The organism is bacterium (genome assembly GCA_028821235.1).
Lineage (GTDB): Bacteria > Actinomycetota > Acidimicrobiia > Spongiisociales > Spongiisociaceae > Spongiisocius.
Window position 1 is genome coordinate 1 of the sequence record JAPPGV010000031.1, and the last position, 12,382, is coordinate 12,382.

General features: G+C 64.3%; 11 protein-coding genes, 1 tRNA gene and 1 pseudogene. 7 read left to right on the forward strand and 6 right to left on the reverse strand.

Annotation, left to right across the window (positions count from 1 at the left end; genetic code table 11):
* Window positions 1-447 precede the first annotated feature (447 nt).
* Window positions 448-894, forward strand: a complete 447-nt coding sequence (locus OXK16_03720; protein ID MDE0375057.1) for a hypothetical protein — start codon at window positions 448-450, stop codon at window positions 892-894.
* A gap of 334 nt (window positions 895-1,228) precedes the next feature.
* On the opposite strand, the gene OXK16_03725 is transcribed toward OXK16_03720, so the two are convergent.
* Entirely contained in the window at window positions 1,229-2,419 is a 1,191-nt protein-coding gene (locus OXK16_03725; protein ID MDE0375058.1) for a tyrosine-type recombinase/integrase, read from the reverse strand.
* Window positions 2,420-2,714: 295 nt separating this feature from the next.
* Between OXK16_03725 and OXK16_03730 the strand changes: the two genes are divergently transcribed.
* Window positions 2,715-3,545: an aldolase/citrate lyase family protein gene (locus OXK16_03730; protein MDE0375059.1), complete on the forward strand. Its 831-nt coding sequence runs from the start codon at window positions 2,715-2,717 to the stop codon at window positions 3,543-3,545.
* Between the two features lie 222 nt (window positions 3,546-3,767).
* Here the strand turns inward: OXK16_03730 and OXK16_03735 are convergent.
* Both OXK16_03735 and OXK16_03740 read right to left on the reverse strand, forming a co-directional pair.
* A pseudogene (locus OXK16_03735) lies at window positions 3,768-4,990 on the reverse strand (oxidoreductase).
* 222 nt (window positions 4,991-5,212) lie between these two features.
* A tRNA-Ser gene (locus OXK16_03740) sits at window positions 5,213-5,301 on the reverse strand.
* Window positions 5,302-5,382: 81 nt separating this feature from the next.
* Between OXK16_03740 and OXK16_03745 the strand changes: the two genes are divergently transcribed.
* The 3 genes from OXK16_03745 to OXK16_03755 all read left to right on the forward strand — a co-directional run bounded on the left by OXK16_03745 (window position 5,383) and on the right by OXK16_03755 (window position 8,274).
* The gene (locus OXK16_03745; protein MDE0375060.1) at window positions 5,383-5,793 is read left to right on the forward strand and encodes a PPOX class F420-dependent oxidoreductase; all 411 of its coding nucleotides are present in this window, start codon (window positions 5,383-5,385) and stop codon (window positions 5,791-5,793) included.
* A gap of 80 nt (window positions 5,794-5,873) precedes the next feature.
* Window positions 5,874-6,863: a phytanoyl-CoA dioxygenase family protein gene (locus tag OXK16_03750; protein ID MDE0375061.1), complete on the forward strand. Its 990-nt coding sequence runs from the start codon at window positions 5,874-5,876 to the stop codon at window positions 6,861-6,863.
* A 253-nt stretch (window positions 6,864-7,116) separates the two neighbouring features.
* A complete protein-coding gene (locus tag OXK16_03755; protein ID MDE0375062.1) occupies window positions 7,117-8,274 on the forward strand; it encodes a tyrosine-type recombinase/integrase in 1,158 nt (385 codons plus the stop codon).
* 310 nt (window positions 8,275-8,584) lie between these two features.
* On the opposite strand, the gene OXK16_03760 is transcribed toward OXK16_03755, so the two are convergent.
* From OXK16_03760 to OXK16_03770, 3 genes are read right to left on the reverse strand one after another with little or no spacing between them, the layout of a single operon-like run.
* Complete coding sequence (locus OXK16_03760) at window positions 8,585-8,911, reverse strand: hypothetical protein (protein ID MDE0375063.1); 327 nt, start codon at window positions 8,909-8,911, stop codon at window positions 8,585-8,587.
* Window positions 8,908-9,090, reverse strand: coding sequence for a hypothetical protein (locus OXK16_03765; protein ID MDE0375064.1), 183 nt, complete (start codon window positions 9,088-9,090; stop codon window positions 8,908-8,910). Before OXK16_03765 ends, OXK16_03760 begins: the two co-directional genes overlap by 4 nt.
* Before the next feature lie 9 nt (window positions 9,091-9,099).
* Window positions 9,100-9,420 carry a hypothetical protein gene (locus OXK16_03770; protein ID MDE0375065.1) on the reverse strand — a complete coding sequence of 107 codons (321 nt, stop codon included), beginning with the start codon at window positions 9,418-9,420 and terminating at the stop codon, window positions 9,100-9,102.
* Window positions 9,421-9,847: 427 nt separating this feature from the next.
* Here OXK16_03770 and OXK16_03775 point away from each other — a divergent pair, with 427 nt between their 5' ends.
* Together OXK16_03775 and OXK16_03780 are read left to right on the forward strand one after the other, a co-directional pair.
* Entirely contained in the window at window positions 9,848-10,156 is a 309-nt protein-coding gene (locus OXK16_03775) for a ParB N-terminal domain-containing protein (GenBank protein MDE0375066.1), read from the forward strand.
* A 613-nt stretch (window positions 10,157-10,769) separates the two neighbouring features.
* Window positions 10,770-11,024 carry an AlpA family phage regulatory protein gene (locus OXK16_03780; GenBank protein ID MDE0375067.1) on the forward strand — a complete coding sequence of 85 codons (255 nt, stop codon included), beginning with the start codon at window positions 10,770-10,772 and terminating at the stop codon, window positions 11,022-11,024.
* The last annotated feature ends 1,358 nt before the right edge of the window (window positions 11,025-12,382 follow it).

Below are 12,382 nucleotides of genomic sequence, written 5' to 3' on the forward strand. Positions count from 1 at the left end.
CCGTGTGATGGTAGTAGGGGTAGCCGTAGAAAATGGACAAACATGTTACGGTTTCGGGCTGTTCCTCAGGGGTCGGAACGGCGCCGTCGGTGAATGCTGGGGTGGCCGGGGCATCGGTTCCAGCTCTTGTGTCCGGTTGGTGGTCTGCTGAGTGAGTTTTCCTGATGAAGGTTGAAAGGCGAAACCCTCCACGCCCTACGCCGACACAGCGGATCGAGGGCCACGCTTTTCGGCGTAGCTGGCAAAAGGTTTCAATGAAGGACGGTCCAAACCAGTCCACACAGAGATGGTCCTTCACAGCAATCCGATCTGATGGAGGTCACGCCAAAGCCATGCATAGGCCAGATCGGTAGCGGGTGTATCTCCGCCCCGATTCACCACGGTGCACTCATCCGTAGCCAAACACGCCCACAGGAGCTGGACCACGGCGGCGGGTAGCCTGGGTTGATGATCCGCCAGACCGCAGCCGCTGCCCTTGTCCTGGTGTTGGCTGGCTGCTCCACCTACCCGGCGCCAACCACCACATCCCGTGCCACCACCACGACCCGGGCCACTACCACTACGACCACCTATGTGCCACAAGTGCCGTCACCGTTCACGGATGGCGAGATCGACTTCCTGAACGCACTCGTAGCTGCTGGCTTCCATGAGTGGTTGGATGCGCTGGAGTGGACCAAGTACTCCCATGACGGGATCGACTGGCACGGAGTGGGCCGGATCGATTCTGGCTGGCATGACCTCGACGTGTTGGAAACCCCTCTGAACACAGTCTTTCTGGCGGGGTTCCTCTGCGATCTGGAACGAGCAGAGACCTTCCTGGAGCAGGCGGACATCGGGTTGAGGCGCAAGGAGCGTGAGGACTTCATACTGGTCGTGAGGGGGTGGCTCTGCTGATACTCCGGGCCTTGGACCAGCTGGACAAGCGGGCGGAGACCGCTGTGTTACTTCAAAGGGTCGCTGTCTAGTTGGCTGAACAGGGGAGTTGCGGTTGTGTTGGTGGCAAGGGCAAACTGAATAGTCGGCCAGCCGGGCCAGTGTTCGAGCTGTGGAATCGGGTCCGGGCAGGGGGATGCCACCGTCGACCAGCACTTCCCCGCATCCTCCCGATGACCTGGCTGCCTTCGGGCCCCGAACGGAAGGACTACCGCGTTGAGACCAAGGGTTTGCCGTTCATGTACTCGGCTCCCGACTCCGCGAGGAAGGTGGCCAGCGCGGCTATACGGTCTTGTCAGTTTGGTGCCGATGTGGGTGTGGGGGTTTGGTAGTGTAGGTAGTTGGCCCAGTGTTGCATGAGTTGGCGGCGGTGGTCGAAGAGGTCGCTGCGGCGGTAGGCGGCTTCGACTCGGTCGTTGTTGACGTGTGCTAGGGCGAGTTCGCAGATTTCGCGTGGGGTGTTGGTTAGTTCGGCTGCCCAGTCTCTGAAGCTTGATCGGTAGCCGTGGGGTACTGCTGGGATGCCGTTCTCTCGTAGCAGTTTGGACAGCGTCGCGTCGGATAGCTCCCGGCCAGTTGCCGATGGGAACACCAATCCGCTGCGGTCCCGATATTTCTCCGCCGCTGCCAACAGGTGGAGGGCTCGTGGCGGGAGGGGAACGCGGTGGGGGCGGGCGGATTTCATGCGGGCAGCGGGTATCGTCCAGGTGGCTGTGTCCAGGTCGATTTCGTCCCAGAGAGCGCCTCGTACCTCGCCGGAGCGGCAGGCTGTGAGCACCAAGAACTCGAACGCCAGCACAGTGGTCGGATACGCAGCGGAGGCCCGTACGGTGGCGACACTGGCCGCAACGTCGGCATGTGGTAGAGCCCGGTGGTGTCGGCGTCGTCCGGTGTTGGCGGGAAGCGCGGCGGTGATGGCGTCGCCGGCTGGGTTGTCGGCCCGGTATCCCTGCGCGATGGCCCATCGCATGACCGCGCCGATGCGTTGGCGGATCCGCCTGGCTGTTTCTGGGCGGGTGTGCCAGATAGGAACTAGGCAGGCCATCACGTCGGCGGTGGTGACTCTGTCCACCGGTATACGTCCCAAGCGGGGATACACGTAGGTGGCGAGGGACGACCGCCACTGCCTCTCGGATTTCCCGCCTGGTTTCCAACCGGCCGCGTGTACGGCGATGACCTTGTCCGCGGCTTGGGAGAAAGTGGGGACGCGGCTGCCTCGAGGGTCGAGGCCCCGCTCGATGGTTCTCCGGTTCGCGAGGGCCTTCTTTCGGGCTTCTGATAGAGAAATGATCGGGTAGGCGCCGAGCCCGATGTTGGTGACGCGTCCGTGGAGGCGGACCCGTTGGCTCCATGTCTTGGACAGGCGCCCGTTTGATCTTGGTTTGACCAACAAGCTGAGCCCGTAGCCGCCCCGTCCGTCTCCGTACCGTCCTGGCTGGCTGACGGTACGGACGAACGCGGCTGATAGGATGCGTGGACGTTTCATCGCCTTCCCCCCTCGCCCGGTACCGCTATCAAGGTTATCACTTATGGTTATCACTTTCCAGGCGGGATTACACGAACCGGCCTGAGACGAAACGAACCCACCAAACCCACCGTCACCTGGGACAACAACACACAAGCGAAACACGGAGGGATGGCACGAAACCAGTAAACGGCGGGCTCCCTCTCCGCCACACATGCGGTCGGGGCCGGCTCGGGTGCGGGCCTCATCGGCCGCCCCGTCCGTCCAGTCGGGTCCTACGTTCCGACAAGTCCGACCATCCGGGGAGATGACCTAGTTGCGACGTAACCGGCTGCGGGAACTGCTGGATGCCGATCAGGCCACCCTGGGCACCCATCTCATCAGCTCCTGGCCTTCGGTCGTGGAGTTGGTGGGCCTGTCGGGGATGTTCGACTACGTGGAGTTCGTGGCCGAGTACGGGCCGTACGACCTCTACGCCCTTGAGAACCTGGGCCGGGCGGTCGAGCTGTTCGACCACATGTCGGCCATGATGAAGATCGAGCAGGAGCCGCGGACGTATTTGGCGGTCCGGGCGATCGGCTCCGGCATCCAGAACGTCCTGTTCTCCGATCCCCGCACCGTGGAAGACGTCGAGGAGTGCGTCAGCGCGGTCCGGGCCGAAGCCCCGGACTCCGGCGGGCGCCACGGCGTCGGTCTCCGCCGCGATGTCGGGTTGGTGCTCGAGGCGGGTACCCCGGCCTTCGTGGAGGCCCTGGACCAGGCCGTGATAGCGCTGATGATCGAGAAGGACGCGGCGGTGGAGAACCTGGAGGATCTCCTCGCGGTGGACGGGGTGGACATGGTCCAGTTCGGCCCGGCGGACTACGCGATGAGCATCGGCCTGGCAGGACAGTTGAGCCACCGGCGGGTAAGGGAGGCGGAGGAACACGTGATCTCCACCGCGCTCCGGATGGGAGTCGCTCCGAGGGCCGAGCTACGGGATCGGGAAGGCGCCGAGCGGTATCTGGACATGGGCGTCAAGCACTTCTGCGTCGGAACGGACGTGCGGATCCTGTTCGACTGGTTCAAGGACGCCGGCGCCGCCATGCTCGACCTCCTGGGACGTGACCCACCCGGCCGCACCCACGGATCCGACTCGTACCGGTAGCACCGCCACGATTCCGGAGCTTGTGGCCCGAGCTGCGAGGTGTCCGGACTATCTGCATTCCCTCTTGGGCACCGAAACCGGTCTTCCGGGTCAGGAGGGGGCATGACGGCTGTCCGTCGCCGATCTTGCCTACCCAGCCAGAGCCAGAAACCGTACGTCGGATGCGGGCGACGGACCCGCGCGGTGCGGCGTTGCGCGGTCGCCCCGGATACCGGGCCGACCTCATCTCACTCGATGGTTGCGGGTCGTGAGCGGACCGCCGAAGGTTCCTTCCCATGTTGCGATGCGGCCGGCATCGCGAGCCTCATAGGTTTCGATCGCTTCGCTGAGCGAAGGCCTGAAGTCATCTTCGTCGCCGTTCGCGAGGGCTGCCAGCCGCATGGTGAACCATGCTGTGATTCCTCCGGCGGGGGGCGACTCGAAGCTGGGGAACTGTGGATCGGCTCCACCCTGGCCGAGCCACTTCGTAGCGACATCGGGGTCCAGCGCCATCGCCCTCGCGAGCCCGACGATGTCGGTCGCCCCGGTCGCGACGGCGTCGACGGCCTCGCGTCGCGTCTTGAATCCGCCCGTGACCATCAATGGTGTGTCCGTGACAGTCCGTGCCCGGCGGGCGAACTCGACGAAGTACGGCCCCGAAGATCGTCGGTCAGAACTTGCCGGAGCGCCCGGGAAGTAGGTCCCACCGCTGATGTCGATCAGATCCACTCCCTCGTCTCCCAGAAGCGACATGGCCACCAGGGCATCGTCCTCATCCAGCCCACCTTCCAGCTGATCGCTCGAGTTGATCTTCACGGCGATAGCGAACTCGGAACCCACCTCCGCACGAACCTCCCGCACGACGGCGAGCAGGAGTTGGCATCGCGCTTCGATCGACCCGCCGTAGCGATCGGAGCGACGGTTGAACAACGGCGACAGGAACTGGCTCAACAAGAAACCGTGGCCGGCGTGTATCTGGACGCCACTGAACCGACACCTCGGGCACGTGCAGCCGCCCTGGCGTAGATGCCAGGCAACGCGTCGACAGCGGACGGTGTGAGCGCATCGCACTGGAGGCCCTCGACGTTGAGCGCCGATGGCCCGGCTGGTCGGGAAACCGGACCATAAGCGAGCGCGCCGGCATGGCCCAGCTGCGGCCAGATCCGGGCGCCATCGGTGGATCCGACATCTGCGAGCCGAGCAAGACGAGCATTGTCGGCGCCCGGCCACAGCACGAGGTTTCCGGGTCTCTCCGGATAGCGGTAGTCGACCTGAACCTCACCGATCAGCGACAGGGCCGCGCCGCCGTTCGACCACCTCCGATAGAGCTCGACCTGTTCATCTGTCGGACGACCGGCACCGTCCCCCAGGGAATCGGACATGGCAGCCTTCGCCAGCCGGTTCTTCAGCAGGACTCCACACGGGAGTTCGAACGGCGCCGCAAGGACGTCTGTATCAATCTCCACGTTGTGCTCCTCGATCAACCGGACAAGATATGGCTCCGGGCCAGACCGTATCGACGGCCAAGTCGGCAAAGGGGGACGTTTGCCGGCACCCGCGGCCAAGGCTGTCCGGCGAGGAGTCCCGTTACCGACGATTGCCCTAATCACACCACCGGCACGAAGTGACACGGAAGGTAATGACCGAGTTTGGAAGGCTACTCAGCTGGGGAAATATTCGGCCATAGGCGGAGGGAGTGGGATTCGAACCCACGAGACCCGTCGCCGGGCCCATCGGTTTTCAAGACCGACGCCTTCGTCCGCTCGGCCATCCCTCCGTGCCATATCGTAGGTTCCTCGGCCCGCCTTCGGACGCGTCGCGAATGACACCACCCAACCGAAGGTAGTGTCAGGGGCCTATGGACATCGACCAGGCCCGTGACTTCATCGAGGCGAACCAGCGCGGCATCCTGCTCACCCACCGCTCGGATGGCGGACCGCAGATGTCACCGATCGTGGCCGGAGTCGACTCCGACGGTTACGTGGTCGTATCGAGCAGGGAGACCGCCTACAAGGTCAAGAACCTGAGACGGGATCCGAGGGCGTCCGTGTGCATGTTCACGGATGGCTTCTACGGCGGGTGGGTACAGATCGACGGGGTAGCCGAGATCGTCAGCCTGCCCGAGGCGATGGACGCCCTGATCGACTACTACCGGCTGCTCTCGGGCGAGCACCCCGACTGGGACGACTACCGCGCCGCCATGCGCGAGGAGCGCCGCGTCCTCATCCGGATATCCCCCGACCGAGCCGGTCCGACCAGATCCGGCTAGCCGTACGGGCTCGAAATCCCGCCCGGCCCGACCGCGGCGCGTATAGCCTGGCGGTTCAACACCACGCGTGAAGGTGACGAGTGTCGGGCCTCACTGTCGAGCAACTCGAGCAGTTCGACCAGGACGGGTACCTCGTCGTCGAGGGCGTCCTCGGCGAGGCGGAACTGGCGGCGATCGAGCAGGAGTACCGGAAGATACTCGACCGGGTCACCGCCGGCCTCGTGTCCCAGGGACAGATCCCGCCGCCGAGTGGAACGAACTTCTCCGAGCGCTACATCGAGGCGATGCAGCACATCGACGACATGTACACGCTCTACCAGCACCTCGACATCTGCCTACCGATGGTCAAGGAGCTCGACCACAGCCACACCATGAACACCGGATCCGCCGTGTTCCACCTCCTCACCAACCCTCGCCTGCTCGACATCGCCGAATCGGTCATCGGGCCCGAGATCTACTCCAACCCGGTCCAGCACACCCGGATCAAGCCGCCGGCCCGCTACTTACCCGACGCCGTCACCGACTCCAACATCGCCGCCACGACGTGGCACCAGGACAACGGGGTCATCAACCCCGAGGCCGACGACACCGACATGCTGACTGTCTGGGTGGCCGTCACCGACACCACCGTCGAGAACGGGTGCCTGATCGTGGAGCGCGGCAGCCACCGGGAGGAGTTGACCATGCATTGCCCCGGAACCGCCGCCTCCGCCACCACATACATACCCGAGGCGATCATCGACTGGGATCGGGTGGTCCCCCTTGAGGTGGGCGCAGGCGGGGTGGTGCTGCTCCACAAGCTGACCGAGCACGCCTCGCTCGACAACCGCAGCGAGGGCGTCCGCTGGAGCTTCGACCTCCGCTACCAGCCGATCGGCCAGCCCACCGGCCGCTCGGTCTTCCCCGGCTTCATAGCCCGCAGCGAGGCCCACCCCGAACAGGTCCTCACCGACCCCGGCGAGTGGGCCAACCTGTGGTGGCAGGCCCGGGACCGCATCGTCAGCAGGGAGGTCCCGTGGCAGTTCAACACCAGGTGGAAGGCCAACGCCCGGCTGCCGATCTGCGCCTGAACCAACCGGTTCCGCCATGAGAACCCGACGGGCCGGTCGTTAGGGCGGAGGGGGTGACCGCCGTTTGTTGGTGTCAGGTGGTTGCTGAGTGTTCCGTTGGTGTTGTGTATGGCCTGGTTGTGGGGTGTTTATTTGGTTCTTGACGTTTCCGGGGGTATCGTCTAATCCCACCGGTAAAGTGATAACCATAGGTGATAACCGAAATGAGGGGATCAGGCGGGTGAAGCGTCCAAGGATCTTATCAGCCGCGTTCGTGCGTACAGTCACCCAACCGGGACGTTACGGCGACGGACGGGGCGGCTACGGGCTGAGTTTGTTAGTCAAACCCACATCAAACGGGCGGTTGTCGAAGACGTGGAGCCAGCGGGTCCGTTTCCATGGGCGGGTCACCAACATCGGCCTCGGCGCGTATCCGATCGTCTCTTTGGCCGAAGCCCGCCAAAAAGCCCTGGCGAACCGGCGCACGATCGAGAAGGGTCTCGACCCCCGCGGTAGCCGGGTACCCACCTTTGAGCAGGCGGCTGAGGAGGTTATCGCTATTCACGCTGTGGGGTGGAAGCGGGGCGGGAAGTCAGAAGCTCAGTGGAGGTCGTCGCTCACTGCTTACGTGTATCCGAGGTTGGGACGGCGGGGGGTGGATCGGATCACCACCGCGGATGTGATGGCTTGTCTGCTGCCGATCTGGCATACCCGCCCCGAAACCGCGAGGCGGGTACGGCAGCGTATCGGCGCGGTGATGCGTTGGGCCATCGCCAAGGGCTATCGGACAGACAACCCGGCGGGGGATGCTATCACCGCCGCGTTGCCCTCCAACATGGGACGGCGCCTACATCACCGGGCGCTGCCACATGCCGACGTAGCGGCGAGTGTCGCCACCGTGCGCGCCTCCGGCGCCTATCCGACCACGATCCTGGCGTTCGAGTTCCTGGTCCTCACCGCGTGCCGCTCAGGCGAGGTGCGGGGCGCCCAATGGGACGAAATGGACTTGGACGAAGCGGCGTGGACGATCCCCCCTGCCAGGATGAAAACCGGCCGCCAACACCGCGTGCCCCTCCCCACCCGCGCTCTCGAACTGTTGGCAGAAGCGCAACGATTTCGGGACCGCAGCGGGCTGGTGTTCCCCTCGGCCACGGGACGGGAACTGTCCGACGCGACCCTCCCCAAGCTGCTGCGGGAACATGACATCCCCGCAGTGCCCCACGGCTACCGATCAAGCTTCCGGGACTGGGCAGCCGAACTCACCGACACACCACGAGAAATCTGCGAACTCGCCCTAGCGCATGTCAACAACGACCGGGTAGAAGCCGCCTACCAAAGAAGCGACCTCTTCGACCGGCGCCGCCAACTCATGAACGACTGGGCCAACTACCTCAACAACCAGGCTCCGGCTTCGAGGCGACTTCCAAACTGACCTTGACAGGACCAGCCGGAGGGCAGGCCGACAACACCAGGGCCACTCACGTCAAGGGCCTCGAGGAGTTACTGTCTCGACATCAACCCATATCAGCCGGTCACTCATAGACCGAGCTCCTCCAGGGCGCATCGGCAGTCCGATTCGATCTCCCGGACTAGCTGCTCATCCTTGCCGTTGCCCAGTACCTCCGGTATAAACCAATCCAAGAACTCTTCCAGGCCAGCGCGGCCCATCTGGCCAACCGATGAGCGTACGTACTGGTCGTATGAGTCGAACATGTCCCAGTGCCCGAGGGCGCCCCGACTGGTCATTTGCTCTGCCATAAAGCTACGGACAAGGTGTCGGCTAAGGAGGCATCTACGCCTAGTAGCTGGGCGATCTGGTCCGCACCCATGGCTTCAAGCTCACCCTTTTCTTCGAGATCCTCCAGCAGGAGACCTAACCCGAAGGTGGAATCAGCTGCCATGCGGATCCGGAAGGCGAGAAAGTCGTACAACTGTGCCAACTGTTCGTCACTCAGCCCATCTAGTGTGCCCTTCTCCGCGAGTTCTTCCAGCAGGGCAGAGACAACAGCATGGCGGTGTTTTTGATCCTCATCCTTATTGGTATGAGGCCACCTCCGTTGGCGACTCACAGACCGTTGCTCCAGATGATGGTGTAGAAGGCAAACTCGAGGTTGGCGGCGTCGGCGCCGCCCTTGCGGATCTCGTGAGCGAGCCCCTCGAGCGCCATGGTGGCGGCTTCGCAGCCCTCGTTGAACTCCTGGATGGCCTGGCGGTAGCGGACTGCGCGACTGGATGGGTCTTCTGGCATGTCCGGAGTCTACGCCGGCGGGTTCTGGACGGACATCCGTATGAGCATATCGAGATGGTCCAGCCAGTATCGCCTGCGCTCGGCGAGCAGCTGGATGGTCTCGTCGTCGTTGCTGTGCTCTAAAGCGGAGGCTACGGCGTCGTTGAAGGCCCGTTCGGCCTGTTTGCGGAAGGCTCTGGCGGTCTCGGTCGCGAGCATTGCGAGCGGTAGTGGGGGCTTGGTGCGGCCTGGCAGTAGTTCGTAGACGTCTCTCGCGCCGGTTTCGTAGGTATCCGTCACGGCGAGAATCAACCATGCCCGACAGGTGACCAGCCGAAAGGAGCTCGCCACCGTTGCGACTCCTGCTGGACCACACACCGCCAAGCCCGGGAAGTCGTCAAGTCGGCGCGCTACCGGCAACGCCGTTCGGACGCCCTCTCCCGCCTCGACGATGCCGAGAAGGCCTGGACGGCCGAGGCCGAACGGATGCGGAAGGTACTGTAGGAAGCCATTGGGGGGTTCGGGGACGAACTGCGGGCCTACTCGACCCGAGCCGAGGAAGCGATCGCCCTATCCGCTGATGCCCGCAAGGTCGCCGAGGCAATCGGGGCGAGGGCCAGCACTCTCGAGCAGGAAGTCCGGGGCGTGATCTACCGGCTGTCAAGGCTCGAACAGTTGGCCCAACGACCGTGGTGGCGCCGCCGACGACGGTACTGGCGCCGCCAGCAACTGCCGGCAAGCGTTTCCCCGGGAAACGATTAGGGATAGGAGGATCTGGATGGACGAGCTAGTGATGGTGCCGATCAGACGCCTAGACCGGTCGCACAATGTACGTGTCGGGCTCGGTGACCTGGCCGAATTGGTCGAGTCGGTAGGGGAGCGGGGCATCGTAGTACCGGTAACCGTGGCCAGGGAAAATGGCGCCCCCGCAGGCGAGGGGCGCCGGTGGGTACTCGTAGCGGGGCACCGACGGGTAGCCGCTGCGGAGGAGGTAGGCCTCGAGACGGTGCCGGCGCTAGTCAAGGAGTACGAATCCGAAGCAGAGAACCGCAAGCATCACCGACATTATCTGCCCCCGCCGTCGTAGCGGCCGTGGGGCATCGGGAGAACGAGCGGTCCGTCGGGTGTGGCCACGCCGATATGGGCTATGACGCCGCCGTCCGGAATCTCCAACACGTCTGCTCGGTCGTAGCGGGGCCGTTCCCGGCTGCGGCGTACCCTCGTGCGGGCAGAACGCGCGGTACATGGCTGGTTCGAGGCGCAGGGTCGTTCATGGGTGGGGGATTAGCAGAGACCACCCGGCCGGGCCGCGTGCTACCCCAGAGGCCTGGCAGGGACGTGTGTCCCCCTGAGCGGGCGTGCTGCCCGGACATATGCTCCCCAGGAACGGGTCCGCAGTTCTCAGCTTGCTGCCGAACCCCCAGCACCATCAGGGCCTCCTGCCTCTTGAACAGCCGGCAACCCCCCCCCCCATGTCAGAGGGATGCGCGACCGGAAGCGCGACCGCTGGGGGGTGGAAGCGCGACCGGTCGCGCATGAGCGCGACGCCAAGGGGGTGGATACGCGACCGGGCTGCGGGTCATCTTGGGTATGTTCGATTACGACAACAGAGCCTGACCGCCCCCGACATCGGATCAGAGACCACGGACTGAAGAGCCGGCACAGGATCGCCGGCAAGGAGCAACAGCAAGGGAATGCGGATGAGAAACCAAACCCACAACCAGAAGCCGGGTGTCAGCCGTCGACGCTTGATACCGCCTCTGCGGGGTGGGCGGGTGGTGAGACTGCCCGAAGTATTGGAGATCACCGGGTTGAGCAGAACCACGATCTGGCGTCGGGAACAGGACGGGACGTTCCCCCCACCGATCCGGCTCGGCGGCGAAGGTACCCGCGCCGTGGGCTGGCGGGAACAAGACATCTACGACTGGATCGACAGCCTGTCCCGCGCAGAATGACCATCAACAACCTGCCCACCCGGCACCGACGCTCATCGGGTGTCGCTCCGACAGCGGACCCATCCCACCGGAATCCACTGAATCCACCAGCGGTCGGCCAGCAACCAGCGCACAACCCGCCACGACTGCTTCATACCTCCACACCATTACACAAGTAGACCCGTCGAACTACGAATGGGGTCATCGAGGGAGACATCACTGCCTGTTTCGATAACGTCGACCACCAGGTGCGTTAGCCCGCCCCGGTGCTCCATCCGCCGGCGCCGCGGGTATTCGTTCGATTTGCCGGTCCCGAGGGCCTGAGGGTTTTGCCGCTGGTGGCGGGGCCGGTAACGGAGCCGGGAGTTTGTGGGTGCGTTCGCGTCCGCTCTCGGGTTCGGGCTGGGCATCCTGGTGGTTTTGGTGGCGGGCTTTTTCCTGTTCCGGTGGATTTGGCCGATGCTGTTGGACTTCCTGTTCGGCTAGTAGCCGGCTCCGGCTAACCGAGGGCCTGCCCCTGGTGGTCGATGCTCTAGCGCCAGCGGGAACGGTATCGGCTCCAATGCGCTTGGAGCGCCGAACGTAGAGGGCTGGGAAGCGGTCGGGGGCATTGGAAAGAGAGGGCCACGGGCCCGTCGGGTTGGGTAGGAACGGGGCCAGGGGCTGCCGCAGCGGTCGAATCATGGGTGCCGTCCACTAACCGCGATCCGCCGATCCCCAGGCCCTGGCCCCCCTCGATGGCCACCAGGCCCGAATCTGGGCTGCTCCCAGTATCCTTCCCGGACGGCGGCCCGTTCTTGTTTGATCCGTGATCCCCAGCCCTGAGGGCCTGGCCGCCTCTCGATCCCTTGACGGCAGACCGTTAGGCCGACCAGGGTGACCCCTACCCCCGTACACCACAAGAATGAACTCCACTCGAGCCCGCCCACGGATCCCGAGAACCACCTGTGGGAACGTTTCGCCGCTCTGCGCGACCGGACAGCTAGCGCGGCTTGTTAGGGCTTGTAGGGTGTTCGCTGGGCCGGAGGGGTCCGGCGGGAGTCAGTCCGCCCGAGCCAGGTTGACGGTGAGAGTCATGTCAAGGGCAGCAGCGGCTCTGTTGAGGGAACTTGACACGCTCGTCAGGGCCACGATCTGGCGGGCGTAGGCTCTCTTTCAGCGACAGGTTGTGTGGTATCCTGTCGTTGTGAGGGTGGTGGTGGTTAGGTTGTTGTTTTTCCTTGCCCGGTTCGGGGGGTGATCGGGGGTGGGGGAGTATGTGCGGTTGTGGTGGGCGCCTCGGTTTGAGGGTCCTAGCCGGGCGGATCGGTTGGGTGGTTGGTATCTGAATCGCCCCGGTTTTCTCGGAGACTCGATTAGTTGGGAGATAATGGAGTCAT